This is a genomic window from Nonomuraea sp. NPDC001636, from assembly GCF_040298265.1.
GTDB lineage: Bacteria > Actinomycetota > Actinomycetes > Streptosporangiales > Streptosporangiaceae > Nonomuraea.
In genome coordinates this window covers 78,973-94,496 of the sequence record NZ_JBEOZT010000022.1, presented here as the reverse complement: position 1 = coordinate 94,496, position 15,524 = coordinate 78,973, and the positions used below count along the sequence as shown (strand labels likewise).

The window sequence follows — 15,524 nt, the reverse complement described above, 5'->3', positions numbered from 1 at the left end:
GAATTCGACGGGATAGAATGCCTGGCATGGCACGCAAGTCCTCGTGGGAGTGGAGCCGTACGGCTCAGACGCGCAAGAGCATGTTGCAGGCGGCCCGTGAGGTCTTCAGCGAGCACGGCTTCGCCGACTCCAACGTCTCGGAGGTCGTGGCCCGCGCCGGCTCCAGCGTCGGCAGCCTCTACCACCACTTCGGCGGCAAGACCGAGCTGTTCCTCGCCCTCTACGAGGACCATCAGGCGGCCCACGAGCAGGCGTCGGCCGCCAGCGTCGCCAAGGCCAAGAAGGAGGGCGTCAGCGACCCCGTCGAGCTGCTGATCGCCGGGGCCCGCGCCTACCTCGACGGCGCCTGGGACCGGCGCGACCTGGTCCGGCTCTTCATCGACGGCGACGGCCCGCCCGGCTTCGAGCTGATCCGCCGCACCCGCGGGCGCGAGTGGGTGCGCCAGAACGCCGTCCTGCTCGGCGCCGGGGGAGACCCCCTCGACCGGTTCACGGTCGCGGTGCTGACCAGCATCATCGGCGAGGCCGCCCGCGAGGTGGCCACCTCCGACACCGAGGAGGAGGCCAGGGAGATCATCGAGGCGGCGGTGAAGCTCATCCACCGCCTCGATCCCCTCAGGGGGCTCAGCGACGACTGATCGTCGCCCGGCCGCGGTCGATCACCACCGTCCCGTCGTCCTTGGCGGTGCGGAACAGCACGTCGTCGCCGTCGGCCCAGATGGAGACGGTCAGCGGCTCGCCGGGGAACACCGGGCTGCTGAACCGGCCCGACATCGCCCTGAACCGCGACGGGTCCGAACCGGCGAGCGTGTGCAGCAACGCCCGCCCGGTCACCCCGTACGTGCACAGGCCGTGCAGGATCGGCCGGTCGAACCCGGCCCTGGCGGCGAACTCCGGATCGCTGTGCAGCGGGTTGCGGTCGCCGGACAGCCGGTAGAGCAGCGCCTGGTCCGGCCGGGTCGGGTAGGTCACCTTGTGGTCGGGCGCCCGGTCCGGGACCGCCCACTCGTCGCGCGGCCCCCGGTCGCCGCCGAAGCCGCCCTCGCCCCGGATGAACACCGAGCTGCGCGAGGCGATCACCAGCTCGCCCGTCTTCAGGTCCACGGCCCTGGCCTCGGTGGTCACCAGCGCGCCCGAGCCCTTGTCGTAGATGCCGGTCACCTTCGACGTCGTCCGTACGCCGCCCGCGGGCGGCAGCTCCCGGTGCAGCTCGAAGCCCTGCTCGGCGTGGACCAGCAGGGCCGGGTCGTAGTCGCCCAGCCGCCGCCCCGGCGACTGCGCCGCCAGCACCGCGAACGTCGGCAGCACCCGCTGCCCCTTCTCGGTGGCGAACTCCAGCTCGTCCAGGCCCGAGCCGACGCCGAGCGCGTACAGCATGGTGTCCTCGGCGGTCCAGGTGCGCTCGTGGGCCGGGCCCTCGACGCCGATCAGCGAGTGGTCGAGCGGCATGTCAGTCCTCCCGTCCGGGGACGCGGCCGTTGGTCAGGGCGTTGGGGGCGGCCTTGTCCACCAGGGCGGGGATGACCGCGCCCAGCTCGGCCGGGTCCCAGCGGCCGCCCTTGTCCACGCCGGGGCCGGCGTGCCAGCCCTCGGCCACGCTGATCAGGCCGCCGCGCACGTTGAACACCCGCCCGGTGATGCCGCGCGCCTCGGCGCTGGCCAGCCAGACCACCAGCGGCGCGATGTCGTCGGGGTCGGCGCCGGTGGCCCCGGCCGGGATCAGGTTCTCCGTCATGCGGGTGAGCGCGGCGGGGGCGATGGCGTTGACGGTCACGCCGTAGCGCTCCAGCTCCCTGGCGGCGATCACGGTCAGCCCGGCGATGCCCGCCTTGGCCGCGCCGTAGTTCCCCTGGCCCGGGTTGCCGTAGATGCCGGAGGACGACGTCGTGTTGATGATCCGGGCGTCGAGCCGCTCGCCGGACTTGGCCTTGGACCGCCAGTAGGCGGCGGCGTGCCGCAGGGGCGCGAACGTGCCGCGCAGGTGCACCCTGATCACCGCGTCCCACTCGTCGGCGGTCATGTTGACCAGCATGCGGTCGCGCAGGATGCCGGCGTTGTTGACCAGCACGTGCAGGTCGCCGAAATGCTCGACGGCCGCCCCGATCAGGCGCTCGGCGCCGTCGAAGTCGGAGACGTCCTCGCCGTTGACGATCGCCTGGCCGCCCATGGCCTCGATCTCGGCCACCACCTCGGCGGCGGCCCCGGACGAGCCGGTGCCGTCCACCTCCGCGCCCAGGTCGTTGACCACCACCTTCGCGCCCTGTCTGGCGAATTCCAGGGCGTGCCCGCGCCCGATGCCCCTGGCCGCACCCGTGACGATCACCACGCGACCTTCGACGATCCCGCTCATTCCGACACCTCGATCCTTGACCGGCCGATGACTTGAACTGGATTCTAGTATCAAAATCTAGAAAGGACAGGCCCTTGGTGACGACGACCCCCGCTCCCGTCGGCCACGCCTGGCGCACGCTGTCAGTCGTGAGCCTGGCCAGCGTGCTGACCGGGCTGGGCGGCAGCGCGATCAACGTCGCGCTGCCCGAGATCGCCCGGCACACCGGGGCCGACGCCACGGCCGCGGGCTGGATCCTGCTGGGCTTCCAGTTGACCACGACCGTCCTCATGGTGCTGTTCGGCCGGTTAGCCGACATGTTCGGCAGGCGCAGGATGTACCTGATCGGGCTGGCCGTCTACACCGGGGCCGCCCTGCTCGCCGGGCTGGCTCCCAGCGCGTGGGTGATCGTGGCCATGCGGGTCGTGCAGGCCGCCGGCGCCGCGATGTTGCTCACCAACAGCGCCGCCCTGGTCAGCGACGCCTTCCCGCGCGAGCGCCTGGGCGAGGGCATGGGCGTCTACGTGGCCTCCTTCTCCATTGCCGGGCTGATCGGCCCGACGCTGGGCGGCGTGCTCGCCTCGAACCTGGGCTGGCGCTGGGTGTTCTGGTTCAACGTGCCCATCGGGGTGGTCTGCCTGGTGTGGGGCGCGCTCACGCTGCGGCGGGTCGAGCCGGCCGGGCGCGAACGCGGGCTCGACCTGCCGGGCAGCGTGCTCGTGCTGGTCACGCTCGGCGGGCTGCTGCTGGCGTTGTCGGAGTTCGGCAGGCTGGGGTGGGGACATCCGGTGGTGGCCGCCGGGCTCGCCGCGTTCGCCGTGGGCTTGCCGCTGTTCGTGGCCAGGGAGCGGCGGGCCGCCCATCCCGTGGTGGACCTGCGGCTGTTCCACGACCGGGCCTTCGCCTTCGGCACGCTCGCCTCCTTCCTCAACGCCGTCGCGCGGATGGGCATGGTCTTCCTCGTCGCGCTCTACTTCCAGGCCGTGCGGGGGGACGATCCCGTACAGGCCGGGCTGAAGGTGCTGCCGCTGGCGGTGGCGGCCATGGTCGCGTCGGTGACGTCGGGCTTCCTCCAGCGGCTGACCAGCGCGCGCACCCTGGCGGTGGCCGGGGCCGCCACCACGACCTGCGGCCTGCTGGCGCTGCTCGGCACGATGTCGGCGACCACCCCGTACCCGGCGGTGGCCGCCGGGCTCGTGCTCATCGGCCTCGGCTCGGGCGTCTTCCTGCCCTCCAACACCACCGCCATCCTGGACGGCCTGCCCTCCGAACGCCTCGGCATCGTCAACGCCATGCGCCTCATGCTGCAGAACACCGGCAACGTGGTCGGCACCGGCCTGGTGTTGTCGATCATCACCGCGCCGCTGCCCGCCGCGCTGCACCGGCGCGTCTTCGCCGGCACGCTGTCGCAGCTCTCCGGCGACGCGGTCGGCCTGCTCGTGACCGGATACCGCTGGGCGCTCACCTGCATGGCCGCGATCTCGGTGCTGACCGTGCTGGCCTGCCTGGCCCGCCGCAAGGCCCGGTGACCAGCGGGCCGGACGGTACGGGTACCGTGGCGGACGTGGCAGAACCCTCCCCGGCGCACCGGCACGTCTTCCTCCGCATGGTCAGATTCGCCGACATCGACTCCCAGGGGCATGTGAACAACGTGCGCTTCCTCGACTACCTGGAGGACGCCCGCTTCGGCATGTTCGCGATCGATCCGGTCAGGGCGGGCGAGGCGCCCTTCGGAGGGCTCGTGGTCACCCGCCACGAGATCGACTACCGCCGCCCGCTGGGCCTGCGCCCCGAGCCGGTCAGGGTCGAGACCTGGGTCACGCAGCTCAGACCGGTCCGCTTCACCCTGGCCTACGAGATCCGCGACGACGACGAGGTCTACGCGACCGCCACCTCGGTGATCGTGGCCTACGACGTCGAGCGGGCCGCGCCGCGCCGGCTCAGCGAGGACGAGCTCGTCCTGCTCAAGCGTTACTCGGCCCAGGGCTGACCGCCCTGGAACCGCAGCCGCCCTCCGGCGCGGGCAGGAAACGCTGGCTGATGCTCGCGCTGGGCGTCAACGCCCATGCGAGCGTCACCTTAGGACTGTTCGGCCTGCCTCTCGTCATGCCGGAAATTGAGCGACATTTCGGTGTTCCGCTGGCAGTGGCCGGAGTCATTGGAAATGCCCCCGGAATCGGCGTTCTGGTGGCGCTCGTCGCCTGGGGGGCGCTGGCCGACCGGCACGGCGAGCGCCTGGTGCTCGGCATCGGCGTGAGCCTGGCGGCCGTGCTGCTCGCCGCCGTCGCCTTCGCCGGGCCCGCCTGGGCGGTGATCGCGCTGCTCGCGCTGGCGGGCGCGGCCGGCTCGGCGGCCATGGTCGGCGGCGGCCGGATCGTCCTGCGCTGGTTCCAGCCGCCCGAGCGCGGGGTCGCCATGGGCCTGCGCCAGGTGTCCTACACCCTCGGCATGGCCGTCGCGGCGTTCGTGCTGCCGCCGGTCGCGCGGGCGCACGGGCTGCCCGGCGTGCTGCTGGTCTGCTCCGCCGTGAGCCTGCTGGCCGCCGTCCTGGCCGCGCTGTTCCTGGCCGAGCCGCCGCGCTCGATCGCCGGGGGGAGCGCGGGGCCGGCGCGGTCGCCGTACCGGCAGCCGGCGCTGTGGCGGGTGCACGCGACCAGCGGGCTGCACGCCGTGCCGCAGATCGTGGTCAGCACGTACGGCGTCACCTGCCTGGTCGGCCTGTACGGCTGGGACGCCGTGGCCGCCGGCCAGCTCTTCGGCCTGTCGGCCGTCGCCGGGGCGGTGGTCCGGGTGGCCGTCGGCCGCTGGTCGGACCGGCTCGGCCTGCGGATGCGTCCCCTGCTGCTGCTCACCTGCGCCTGCCTGGCCGTGCTCGCCCTGCTGGTCGTGGGCACGGCGACGGACAGCCTGCTCGGCCCGGTGGCGCTCGCCACGGCCTCGGTGCTCACCGTGTCCGGCAACGGGCTGGCCTACCTGAGGGCGGGCGAGCTGGCCGGTCCCGCCTGGGCGGGCAAGGTGCTCGGCACCCACAACACCGTCCAGAACGTCGTCGCCCTGGGCGTGACGCCGCTGGCCGGGGCGCTGATCACCGGGACGGGGTACTGGGCGGCGTACGCGGCCGGCCTGGCCTGCGCGCTGGTGTCGCTGCCCGTCATCCCCGTCCGCGGCGAGCAGCGGGCCGGCTCCCGGTCATGACTCCCGGCGCAGCCACACGGCGGCGTCCGGCGGCAGCGTCCCGGCCTGGACGGGGCCGCTGGACAGCAGCACCGCGTCGTGCGCCGGCAGCCGTACGGGCTCCAGCCCGCAGTTGATCGCGCAGATCAGCGGACCCCGGGAGAAGAAAAGCGCTCCTTCGGGGGAGTCCAGCCACTCCAGGGTGTAAGGAATCACCCCCGCCAGCTCCCGGCGGCAGGCCAGGGCCCGGCGGTAGAACTCCAGCGTCGAGTCCGCGTCGCCCTCCTGCTTCTCGGCCGTCAGCTCGGCGAAGGCGGCCGGCTGCGGCAGCCAGGGCCGCACGCCGGGCGGCGAGAACCCGTAGGAGGGCGACTCCGCCGACCACGGCAGCGGCACCCGGCAACCGTCGCGGCCCGGCAGCTTGCCCTGCGACTGGAAGAACACCGGGTCCTGCCTGGCCTCGGCCGGCAGGTCGGTCACCTCCGGCAGGCCCAGCTCCTCGCCCTGGTAGAGGTAGGCCGAGCCGGGCAGCGCCAGCATCGTGAGCAGCGCCGCCCTGGCCCGCGCCAGGCCCGTGCCGGGGTCGGCGGTCTCGTAGCGGGTGCGATGGCGTACGACGTCGTGGTTGGACAGCACCCAGGTGGCGTACGGGACCGAGGCCAAGGTGTCGTCGATCACCTTCTTGAACGCGGTCGGCGACCACGGCGCCTGCAGCCAGGCGAAGTTGAAGCTCTGGTGCAGCTCGTCGGGGCGTACGTAGAGGGCGAGGTCCTCGGCGCTGTCGGTCCAGACCTCGCCGACGGCCATGCGCTCGCCGGGGTAGCTGTCCAGCACCTTGCGCCAGTCGCGGTAGACGCCGTGCACCTCCGGCTGCCCCCAGACCGGCGAGACCGCCTTGAACGACTGGTCGCCGACGTCGGGCAGTCCCTCGGCCTTGTACAGGCCCATCGCCACGTCGATGCGGAACCCGTCCACGCCCTTGTCCAGCCAGAAGCGCAGGACGTCGAGGAACTCCGCGTGCACCTCGGGGTTGCGCCAGTTGAAGTCGGGCTGTTCGGGGGCGAACAGGTGCAGGTACCACTGCCCGTCGGGGACCTGGGTCCACGCCGGGCCGCTGAACGTGGACTGCCAGTTGTTGGTCGTGTCGCGGAAGATGTACCGGTCGCGTCTCTCGCCCCGCAGCGCGGCCTGGAACCAGGGGTGCTCGGAGGAGCTGTGGTTGGGGACGATGTCCACCAGCACCTTCAGCCCGTGCCCGTGGGCCTCGGCCACCAGCGCGTCGAAGTCGGCCAGCGTGCCGAACAGCGGGTCGACGCCGCGGTAGTCCGCCACGTCGTAACCGCCGTCGGCCATCGGAGAGGGGTAGAACGGCGTCAGCCAGATGGCGTCGACCCCCAGCCTCCTCAGGTACGGAATCCGCTCCCGCACCCCGGCCAGGTCGCCGACGCCGTCTCCGGAGGCGTCGGCGAAGCTGCGAACGTAGATCTCGTAGACGACGGCATCACGCCACCAGGGGATATCCATGTGGGCGTCATGCCCGTTATGTCGGCGAGTTCACCAAGCTGTGGGCCGCATAGACCAGATAGTCCCAGAGCCTGCTCGCCTGATCGTCGGGCAGGCCGAGCGAGTCGACCGCGTCACGCATGTGCCGCAGCCAGGCGTCGCGCTCGGCCTCCCCGATCACGAACGGCACGTGCCGCATGCGCAGCCGGGGATGGCCGCGCTCCTGGCTGTAGGTGTTGGGGCCGCCCCAGTACTGGATGAGGAATCCGCGCAGCCGGTCCTCGGCGCCCGTCAGGTCGGGCTCGGGGTAGAGCGGCCGCAGCAGGGGGTCTTCCGCGACACCTTCGTAGAAACGGTGGACGAGGCGGCGGAAGGTCTCCTCGCCGCCTACGGCGTCGTAGAAGGAGGTCTCTGTCACGTTCTCACCTTATGCAATGGCGACCATGGGGATTCCGGCGGAGTCCAGGGCGGCCTTCACCCTGAGCCGGATCTCCCGGGCGACCTCGGCCTGGCGGGAGGGCAGCGTCTTGGCGGTGATGCGGAACACCAGCGCGCTGTCGGACAGCTGCTCCACGCCGTAGACCTGGGGCTCCTCCACGATCACGCTCTCGCGGAACTCGGGGTCGGCCCAGATCTCCTCGGCCACGATCTCCAGTGCCGCGCGCACGGCGGTGATGTCGGCGTCGTAGGCCACCGGGACGTCGAAGTAGGCCCGCGACCAGCCCTGCGACTCGTTGCCGACGCGGGTGATGGTGCCGTTGCGCACGTACCAGACGCGGCCGTCGGCGTCGCGCAGCCGGGTGACCCGCAGGGTGACCGCCTCGACGGTGCCGACGGCGGCGCCCGCGTCGATCACGTCGCCCACGCCGTACTGGTCCTCCAGCAGCATGAACATGCCGGCGATGAAGTCCTTCACCAGCTCCTGCGCGCCGAAGCCGATCGCGACGCCCAGGATGCCGACGCTGGTCAGCAGAGGGGCGATGGGGATCGTCAGCCGGTCGAGCACGGTCAGGATGGCGGTGCCGAGGACGACGATGGAGGCGATGTGCTTGAGCACCGACCCCATGGTCTCGGCCCGCTGCTTGCGGCGCTCGTGCAGCAGCGCGTCGATGCCGTCGGTGGCCGCGTTGCGGCGGAACCTGTTGGCGAGCGAGCCGCCGGTGGCCGCCCGGTTCACCACCTTGGTGATCACCCGGTGCGAGATGTTCCGCACGACGAACCCGAGCACCAGGATCAGGACGATGGTGATGAAGCTGGCCAGCAACGGCGCCCAGGAGGCGTTGTCGAGCCAGTCGACCAGGGGACCACAGAACACTGTGTCACCTTGACAGGCTTGCGCCATCTGCGAGCTCACTTTGTCCAAGTCCTGCACGAGCGACGAATCTGCCGGCGTGGGCGTAGGCGATGGCCCTGGTGTCACCAACAGGAACACTGGGTGGATTCCCCCTCAGGAAGCGGTTCGGTCAGCGGCAAATCAGTCCAATTGGATCTAAAAATACCGCTGACCGAACCGGCCGCCGTCACATCACGCCGGGGAAGACGGGGTCGCCCGGTCTCTGGGCCGCGGAGGGAGAGACCGGACGCTCCGATGACGGTCGGCTCGGACGGGCCACACACCCGGAAGCATGGCCCGTTCCGGTTCCAAGGGGGGAGATGATCCCCCCGGCACCCGGCGGGCGCACCCGCCGGGCTGATCTGCGCGCACGGGCGTGCGCCCGCGCGAAGGGGCCGGAACCGGCGGGACGATCAGGGGCCCGGGAACCCGGACGCCCTCCGCACCGATCGTCCCGCCGGCCCCGCGGGGCCGCCGTGGGGGCGGTGACCCGTGGTGGCTGCGCTCCACCCGGATCACCGCGTGGTCACTCTCCCACCGCGGCGAGCACGCGTGCGACCTTGGTCGCGGCACCGGCCGGGTCGTCGGCCGTGTGCATGGGTTCGCCCCAGGACCAGCAGTACCACCAGTCGGGAAGGTCCGAGGCGTTCGCCGGCCGGCAGGTGACGTTCTCGGACAGGCTCGTCGCCTTCGGGTTGATGACGCGTACGAACTGCCGGCCGCTCTGGGTCTGGACCACTCGTGCGAGCAGACCACGAGCGCCGAGCTCGGATACGAGGCGCTGCAGATGTCCGATCTTGTCGTCCGTCACCTTCTCGTCCTCCTTGGGAATCGTTGCTGGTGGGCCAAACATGGCTCAAGTCAACAGCACACGCAACGCCACCCTGCTGATCACAGGGAGTGGCTATTCCCTCATGGGTTGTAAGAAACAGTCCCTCGGAGGACGATCCTTAACCGTAGGCTTGATGAGCACGTTTCCAAACGGCTCTCACTGCTTCATAGTCATCTCTAGGCGAAGAGCTACCTGAGGGCTACGCTGAGTCACCAGTCTTGACGGGTCGAGACATCGGGAGAGGGGCCGGGATGTCCGGCAGGCAGCACAGGGAAACGGAGATCGCCCGGCGGATCAGGGCCAAGGGCCTTGCCACCGGGCGCACCTCCGCCCAGATAGCTGAAGAGATCCACGAGGCGTGCTCGCCGCAGTTCAGCACGACCCGCATCAAAGCGCACCGCCTGTCCTACGGCATCGCGCTCGCGGACGTGATCGAGCAGGTGCGCGCGTTGTTCGAGCGCGACGCCAAGGCGCCGCCGGGCATCGGCGAGACGTTGCTGTCGGCGTACGAGAGCGGGCTCAAGCGGCCGGGCCCCGAATACCTCCACTACCTGTGCTCGGTCTACCGGGTCGAGCCCATCGAGCTCGGCTTCGACGGGCCCTGCATCTGCGGCCACGGCCACCGGATGCCCGGCGTGCTCGGCGAGCCCGCCAATCGTGTGCCGGGGTCGGCGTCCCTCCCGCGCGACCTGGTGATCCATCCGATGACCGTCGAGGCCGACGCCCAGGAGGACGAGAACATCCTCCGGCGCACGTTGTTAAACCTGCTCGACACCGACGTCTCGTTCAAGCAGCAGTTCGACGGGCCGGTGCTGGGGGCGTGCGAGGGCATCCGGCGGCGGATGGACGAGACGCTGGTCTCGGCCACCGTGTCGGGCGGCATGCTCGACCAGTGGGAGGAGGCGACGCTGGCCTTCGGCCGCCAGTACACCACGACGCCCCCGCTGCGGTTGTTGTGCGACGTGCTGCTGGAGCTGAGCGCGGTCCGCACGGCGTTGTCCAGGCGTCAGCCGATCGACCTCCAGGACCGGTTGTGCCGCATGGCCGCGCAGCTGGCCGGCCTGAGCGGCATGGTGATGATCAACCTGGGCGACCACCGGCTGGCCCGGTCGTTCTTCCGCACCGGCCGCATCGCCGCCGACGAGACCGGCGACCGCGCGCTGCGGGCCTGGATCACGGCCAGGGAGTCGCTCGTCCCCCTCTACTACGGCGACGCCCGCGAGGCGCTCAACCTGGCCAAGAAGAGCCGCGACCTGGCGGGCGCCACGCCGTGCGTGGCCCAGGCCATGGCGCCGGTCGTCGAGGCGCGGGCCCTGGCCATGCTCTCGGGCACCGACAGCAAGAAGGAGGTCGTCGACCAGGCCAAGCGCGCGCTGGCCCGGGCCAGGAGCGCCTTCTCGCACATGAAGAGCGAGGAGCAGGAGGACATGGCCTTCGGCTACACCGAGAAGCAGCTCTACTTCTACCAGGGCGACGTGCTCACCAAGCTCGGCCAGACCATCGAGGCCGAGGTAGTGCTCGACCAGGCGCTCGGCAAGTACGAGGACCACGTCCTCGACCAGACCCTGATCAGGCTCGACCAGGCCCAGTGCCGCCTCCTGGAGGGGGACATCGACGAAGCCCTGCAAATTGGTACGGACGCCTTGCGAAATCTGGGGGATGAATACCTTACGGACCTCATCATCCGCCCGGCGCTCGCGCTGGAGCAGCAGATCATGAAAAAGGACGACAAACATCGGATGCTGGCTGAATTCAGCGCCCAGTTGCGGCGTCGGAAGCTGGCCCAGAAGGAAGGGAGCGGTGGATGACGTTGAAGATCCGGCGGTACCGCTGGTCCGATCTCGACACCATCCTCGCGCTGCACCGGATCTGCCTCGCCGAGGTGGGTCTCCAACCCGGCGACGGCGTCTACTACGACGACGACTTCCCCCGCATCCAGGAGATCTACCTGGCCTGCGGCGGTGACTTCATCGTGGGCGAGCACGGCTCGCGGGTGGTCGCCATGGGCGGCCTGAAGCCCGTCGACCGGGAGACCGCCGAGGTGTGCAGGCTCAGGGTCCATCCCGAGTTCCAGCGGCGCGGCTACGGCGGCGTCATGCTCTCGGCCCTCGAAGACCGCGCCCTGGAGCTCGGCTTCAGCAGCCTGCGCGGCGACACCACGCTCAACCAGGGCGCGGCCCTCGCGCTGTACGCCCGTCAGGGCTGGCGTGAGCTGTCCCGCCGCCAGGTGGGCGACCTCGTCGTCATCTACGGCGAGAAACGGCTGGCGCGCACGCCGGCCATGGAGCTCTAGCTCCGGCGACGACGCCGCGGTCCGACGCTTCCGGATCCGGCGGCCACGCCCCATCCCCTCCTGGGGCCATGGCTTGTTTCCTCTTTCCGCCCCCGTGGCGCTGCTGCGACCTCTACGCTCAGGCGTGACCACACCGCCTCGCGTTGATCGCAGAGAGTGACGGTCTCCGGGGCGAGGCATCGGCCCGTTCGCACGGTACGCGCACGCGTCCGTACACAGTGCGAATGTGGAGAGCTCGGCCGTACCGGGCAGTAACCGCAGGAAAGAGCAGTTTTCGCCGCCACCGGTATGGATGTTTCGGGCCTGGAGTGAGGGTCTTAACTCCAAGTGGAACAGTAACCTCACCGGCTTCGCCGCGTGCTCTGGTGAATGCATTTAGTAGTGGCATGCTCTGCTCCATGGCAGGCATGCCCGCTCCCCGACCCCTCCTGGGAGCCGTGCTTCTGTTGTTCGTCAGCGCCGCTTGGGGGTCGGCGTTCCCGCTGATGAAGGATCTCATTCTCCGGTTACCGGTCGAGGATCTGCTGGCCGAGCGGTATCTCATCGCCGCGGTGACGCTGCTCGTCATCCGGCCGCGCTCGCTGCGGGGGCTGCCGCGCCGGACGTGGGTCAACGGGCTCGTGCTGGGGCTGCTGTTCGGCGTCGGGCAGACCGCCCAGGCGCTGGCGCTGCACAGCCTGCCCTCGGCGGTGTCGGGGTTCGCCGTCGGGTGCAGCGTGGTGATCACTCCGGTCCTGGCCCTGGTGATGTTCAGGAGCCGGGCGCCGCGGCGGGTGTGGGCCGGGGTGGTGCTCGCCATGGCGGGGATGACCGTGTTCACGCTGCTGCGCGGAGTCGAGGACCACGAGGTCTCGCTGCTCGCGCTCGGCGTCACGCTCACGGCCGCGGCGCTCTACTCGGCCCACACGCTCATGCTCGCCGAGCTGTCCAAGAAGGGCGAACGCTTCCACGCGTACGCGCTGACCACGATCCAGCTGTTCACGATCGGCATCCTCACCGGGGGCTTCGCGCTGCGCGGCGGGATCACGCTGCCGTCCAGCCTGCCCGACTGGGCGATCCTGGCGCACCTGGCCGTGGTGTCGTGCGCGCTGGGGTTCCTGGCCCGCTCGTACGGGCAGAAGCACGTGCCGGCCGTGCCCAGCGCGATCATGATGTCCTCGCAGCCGCTCTGGGTGGCCGCCATCGCGGTGATCTGGTTCCACGAGCAGGTGGGCTGGAGCATGGTGATGGGCGGCGGGCTGATGGCCGCGGCGATGCTGCTGGCCCTGCCCGAACGGGCGGCCGGGGGAAAGGAGAGCCGGCCGGGCAGGCGCGACCTGCTGGAGGTCTCCCGCCGCGCCGCGCTGGTGCTGGCCGACCTGCGGATCAAGCGTGAGGACCGGCTGCGGTTCGAGCCGGGGCCGGCGCCGTTCATCGCCAAGAGCGCGTGCAAGGACGTCGAGGCGTGCCCGTGGAACGCCCACGCGCTCAAGGGCGGCGCGGAGCCGAGCCTGGAGCGGCTGATCGAGCGGGCGACCGCGATCGTGCGCGCCAAGAAACTGCCCGGGCCCGGCTGCTGCCAGTCCGTCACGCTGGTCGGGCGGTGCCTGTGCACGTTGATGGAGGAATCGGAACAGACGCGGGTCGCGGCGGACGATCATTGGTTTCGGTCTCAATAGGCTGCGGGACGCACCCAAATGCCAGGTGCTTCTTATTCGTTAAACCGCCACTTATTCACCATAAATCTTGATATCCGGTTGGGTGTCCGAATAATGGATAAGCACACCCATCGGAGAGGCACGTCATGAAGCGCATCGTCGTCCGTAAGCCAGGCACCGCGAGGCTCGCAGGGACCGCAGGCGTCATTCACAAGGGGTGACCGAGGACAGGTCCCACCTCAGCGTCCAGGGCGGCCCACCCGCCCGATGGGGGGCCGTGCGGCTGCTGATGCCGGTCATCGACGCGCATCGCCGGCCGCGCGGCCCCTACACCGTGGGCGCCGCGCTGCTGCGGCAGCTGGTGCCGGACGCCCCGCGCGAGCTGGTCGCGGCCTACGACATCGAGATCCGGGCGGTCGCGCCCGAGCTGGCCGGGCAGGTGCCCGTCCGGCGGACGACCATCGACGCCGGGCTGCCGGACGAGGAGCGCATCCTGGTGCCGGCGCCCCGCCGTACGCTGAGGCTGGCCAACGGGATCGCCGAGTTCGTCCGCGCGGCCGTGCGGCCGGGCGCGACGCTGGCGGTGTGCAACGGCGCGCACGCCGACCCCACCGACACCGAGCTTCTCGACGTCCTGGCCCGGCGGATCCCGGCCGGCACGCTGGCCGTCACGGTCTACGCCGAGGGCCCCGAGCCGCCGGCCGACGAGCGGAGCGCCGACGAGCTGTGGTCCCTGGTCGACCGGTGCATGCGCGAGGGCTTCCTGCACGCCGCGGCCGAGCTGGGGCACCTCGGCCTGGCCCGGACGGAACCGGGGGAGACCCCGTGGTGGCGCTTCGCCCAGCGCACCGCCACCGCGCTCGGCGGGCTCGCCCGCGTCCAGGAGGCGCGGACGCTGTGGGACCGGGCCCGCGCGGCCAGCCAGGACCCGGTCGTGCACGCCGCCGCCGCGTACGGGACGGCCATGCTCGACGCCCGCCACCCCGACCCGGCGCAGCGCGACCTGGACAGGGCCCGCCGCTGGCTCAACGAGGCCATCGCCATCTCCGGGCTGCTGCCCGACCCCCTGGAACGGGCCTTCAAACTCGGCTTCGACCGCAACGGCCTGGCCCTGGTCGAGCTGCGGCTCGGACGGCTGGAAGCCGCGCTGTCGCTGGTGGAGTCGGCCGTCGAGCTGGCCGGCGAGCTGGGCGACCGGCACCCGCTGCACCGGATGGTGCTGCTGGCCAACCGCGCCCAGCTGCTCGGCGCGCTCGGCCGCACCAAGGAGGCCCTGGAGGACTACACCGCCGCCATCGCCCTCGACCCCGGCTTCCCCGACACCTACCTGGAACGCGGCAACCTGCTGTTCCGGCTGGGGGAGCCGGCGGAGGCGCTGGCCGACTACGAACGGGCCATGCGGGCCGGGCCGCCGCTGCCCGAGGCGTACTACAACCGGGCGGAGCTGCGTACCGTGCGCGGCGACGTGGAGGGGGCGCTCGCCGACCTCGGCACGGTGATCGAGCTGGACCCCGGCTACCTGGACGCCTACGTCAACCGCGCCGGGCTGCTGGCGGCGGCGGAGCGGGACGAGGAGGCCAGGGCCGACGTCACGGCCGGGCTCGCCCGCGCGCCGGAGAACCCGCACCTGCTCACCGTGCTCGGCCAGCTGGAGACCGCGGCGGGCCGCTTCGACGAGGCCGCGGCGGCCCTCGACCTGGCCCTGGAGCGCGCCCCCGAGCTGGCCGCCGCCTGGGGCAACCGGGGCGTGCTGCGGCACGCCACGGGCGACGCCGAAGGCGCGCTCGCCGACCTGACCCGGGCCGTCGAGCTGGACCCGCAGCCCGACCTGTACGCCAACCGCGCCGTCGCCCTGCGCGCCCTGGGCAGGATCGCCGAGGCGGAGGCCGACGAGCTCCGCGCGGCCGCCTCCGCCTGACAGTGGGACGATTGATGCATGACGGGGCGTATTGGGCGAGCTGCGGGGGTGTGCGGGGCCCTGGGGGTGTTGTGGTGGGCCACCGCCCGGCTGGCGTGGGCGGGCGTCGGCTGCGCCGACTGGGACTGCCTGGCCCCGGCCCTCGGCACGCTGCTGGCGATCAGCCTGGTCATGCTCGCCGGAGCCGCGTACGTGCTGGAGCGCGTGGACGTGCGGCCCGCGCGGCGCGCCGCCCTGGTGGCCGCCGGAGCGGCGGTGGCGTTCTGGGCGGCCGGGAAGCTGCTGCCGTCGGTGCCGTACACCGCCGCGCAGGCGGTGGGCGCCGCGGTCGTGTTCGCCGGGGCGGGGGCCGTCGCGGCGTTCGTGACCGGGCCGGGGCTCGCGTTGCGGTGGCGGGTGCTGATCGCGCTGGCGCTGGCCGGCCTGCCGTGCGGGGTGTTCGCCGTGCTCTGGTTCGGGCTCGGCGGCTGACGCCCCGGCCCCGGGACCGGCGGCCCCGGGCCGG

The 15,524-nt window shown here is 71.6% G+C and carries 15 protein-coding genes; 9 read left to right on the top strand and 6 right to left on the bottom strand.

Translation table 11 applies throughout. The features are described from left to right. Positions 1 to 26: 26 nt before the first annotated feature. Positions 27 to 638, top strand: a complete 612-nt coding sequence (locus tag ABT158_RS34055) for a TetR/AcrR family transcriptional regulator (RefSeq protein ID WP_352360561.1) — start codon at positions 27 to 29, stop codon at positions 636 to 638. On the opposite strand, the gene ABT158_RS34050 is transcribed toward ABT158_RS34055, so the two are convergent. Both ABT158_RS34050 and ABT158_RS34045 read right to left on the bottom strand, forming a co-directional pair. Further along, positions 625 to 1,449, bottom strand: coding sequence for a MaoC family dehydratase (locus ABT158_RS34050; RefSeq protein WP_352360559.1), 825 nt, complete (start codon positions 1,447 to 1,449; stop codon positions 625 to 627). The two genes, ABT158_RS34055 and ABT158_RS34050, sit on opposite strands and share 14 nt — an antisense overlap. Position 1,450: 1 nt before the next feature. Next, positions 1,451 to 2,350 carry an SDR family oxidoreductase gene (locus ABT158_RS34045; RefSeq protein WP_352360557.1) on the bottom strand — a complete coding sequence of 300 codons (900 nt, stop codon included), beginning with the start codon at positions 2,348 to 2,350 and terminating at the stop codon, positions 1,451 to 1,453. A gap of 77 nt (positions 2,351 to 2,427) precedes the next feature. Between ABT158_RS34045 and ABT158_RS34040 the strand changes: the two genes are divergently transcribed. The 3 genes from ABT158_RS34040 to ABT158_RS34030 all read left to right on the top strand — a co-directional run bounded on the left by ABT158_RS34040 (position 2,428) and on the right by ABT158_RS34030 (position 5,524). Continuing rightward, positions 2,428 to 3,858: an MFS transporter gene (locus ABT158_RS34040; RefSeq protein WP_352360770.1), complete on the top strand. Its 1,431-nt coding sequence runs from the start codon at positions 2,428 to 2,430 to the stop codon at positions 3,856 to 3,858. A 77-nt stretch (positions 3,859 to 3,935) separates the two neighbouring features. Next, positions 3,936 to 4,319: an acyl-CoA thioesterase gene (locus ABT158_RS34035; RefSeq protein WP_352360768.1), complete on the top strand. Its 384-nt coding sequence runs from the start codon at positions 3,936 to 3,938 to the stop codon at positions 4,317 to 4,319. Between the two features lie 50 nt (positions 4,320 to 4,369). After that, positions 4,370 to 5,524: an MFS transporter gene (locus tag ABT158_RS34030; protein ID WP_352360555.1), complete on the top strand. Its 1,155-nt coding sequence runs from the start codon at positions 4,370 to 4,372 to the stop codon at positions 5,522 to 5,524. Here the strand turns inward: ABT158_RS34030 and ABT158_RS34025 are convergent. The 4 genes from ABT158_RS34025 to ABT158_RS34010 all read right to left on the bottom strand — a co-directional run bounded on the left by ABT158_RS34025 (position 5,519) and on the right by ABT158_RS34010 (position 9,150). Beyond that, entirely contained in the window at positions 5,519 to 7,027 is a 1,509-nt protein-coding gene (locus ABT158_RS34025) for a glycoside hydrolase family 13 protein (protein ID WP_352360553.1), read from the bottom strand. The two genes, ABT158_RS34030 and ABT158_RS34025, sit on opposite strands and share 6 nt — an antisense overlap. A 16-nt stretch (positions 7,028 to 7,043) precedes the next feature. After that, complete coding sequence (locus tag ABT158_RS34020; RefSeq protein ID WP_352360551.1) at positions 7,044 to 7,424, bottom strand: globin; 381 nt, start codon at positions 7,422 to 7,424, stop codon at positions 7,044 to 7,046. 9 nt (positions 7,425 to 7,433) lie between these two features. After that, complete coding sequence (locus tag ABT158_RS34015) at positions 7,434 to 8,321, bottom strand: mechanosensitive ion channel family protein (protein ID WP_352360549.1); 888 nt, start codon at positions 8,319 to 8,321, stop codon at positions 7,434 to 7,436. A 544-nt stretch (positions 8,322 to 8,865) separates the two neighbouring features. Beyond that, positions 8,866 to 9,150 carry a hypothetical protein gene (locus ABT158_RS34010; RefSeq protein WP_352360547.1) on the bottom strand — a complete coding sequence of 95 codons (285 nt, stop codon included), beginning with the start codon at positions 9,148 to 9,150 and terminating at the stop codon, positions 8,866 to 8,868. A gap of 272 nt (positions 9,151 to 9,422) precedes the next feature. On the opposite strand from ABT158_RS34010, the gene ABT158_RS34005 reads away from it, so the two are divergent. The 5 genes from ABT158_RS34005 to ABT158_RS33985 all read left to right on the top strand — a co-directional run bounded on the left by ABT158_RS34005 (position 9,423) and on the right by ABT158_RS33985 (position 15,490). Further along, entirely contained in the window at positions 9,423 to 10,979 is a 1,557-nt protein-coding gene (locus ABT158_RS34005; protein WP_352360545.1) for an NsdA family TPR-like regulatory protein, read from the top strand. Beyond that, positions 10,976 to 11,464, top strand: coding sequence for a GNAT family N-acetyltransferase (locus ABT158_RS34000; protein WP_352360543.1), 489 nt, complete (start codon positions 10,976 to 10,978; stop codon positions 11,462 to 11,464). The genes ABT158_RS34005 and ABT158_RS34000 overlap by 4 nt, the downstream gene beginning before the upstream one ends. 437 nt (positions 11,465 to 11,901) lie before the next feature. Continuing rightward, positions 11,902 to 13,122, top strand: a complete 1,221-nt coding sequence (locus ABT158_RS33995) for a DMT family transporter (protein ID WP_352360541.1) — start codon at positions 11,902 to 11,904, stop codon at positions 13,120 to 13,122. Positions 13,123 to 13,318: 196 nt separating this feature from the next. Beyond that, positions 13,319 to 15,019 carry a tetratricopeptide repeat protein gene (locus tag ABT158_RS33990; protein ID WP_352360539.1) on the top strand — a complete coding sequence of 567 codons (1,701 nt, stop codon included), beginning with the start codon at positions 13,319 to 13,321 and terminating at the stop codon, positions 15,017 to 15,019. 18 nt (positions 15,020 to 15,037) lie between these two features. Continuing rightward, positions 15,038 to 15,490 (top strand): hypothetical protein, encoded by a 453-nt coding sequence (locus tag ABT158_RS33985; RefSeq protein ID WP_352360537.1) that lies wholly within the window; start codon positions 15,038 to 15,040, stop codon positions 15,488 to 15,490. Positions 15,491 to 15,524: the final 34 nt, after the last annotated feature.

Bases quoted from the DNA above. Each gene is read 5' to 3' on its own strand.
- ABT158_RS34005 (WP_352360545.1), top strand. From the start codon at position 9,423: ATGTCCGGCAGGCAGCACAGGGAAACGGAGATCGCCCGGCGGATCAGG.
- ABT158_RS34050 (WP_352360559.1), bottom strand. From the start codon at position 1,449: ATGCCGCTCGACCACTCGCTGATCGGCGTCGAGGGCCCGGCCCACGAG.
- ABT158_RS33985 (WP_352360537.1), top strand. From the start codon at position 15,038: ATGACGGGGCGTATTGGGCGAGCTGCGGGGGTGTGCGGGGCCCTGGGG.
- ABT158_RS34055 (WP_352360561.1), top strand. From the start codon at position 27: ATGGCACGCAAGTCCTCGTGGGAGTGGAGCCGTACGGCTCAGACGCGC.
- ABT158_RS34045 (WP_352360557.1), bottom strand. From the start codon at position 2,350: ATGAGCGGGATCGTCGAAGGTCGCGTGGTGATCGTCACGGGTGCGGCC.
- ABT158_RS34030 (WP_352360555.1), top strand. From the start codon at position 4,370: ATGCTCGCGCTGGGCGTCAACGCCCATGCGAGCGTCACCTTAGGACTG.
- ABT158_RS34035 (WP_352360768.1), top strand. From the start codon at position 3,936: ATGGTCAGATTCGCCGACATCGACTCCCAGGGGCATGTGAACAACGTG.
- ABT158_RS34000 (WP_352360543.1), top strand. From the start codon at position 10,976: ATGACGTTGAAGATCCGGCGGTACCGCTGGTCCGATCTCGACACCATC.
- ABT158_RS34025 (WP_352360553.1), bottom strand. From the start codon at position 7,027: ATGGATATCCCCTGGTGGCGTGATGCCGTCGTCTACGAGATCTACGTT.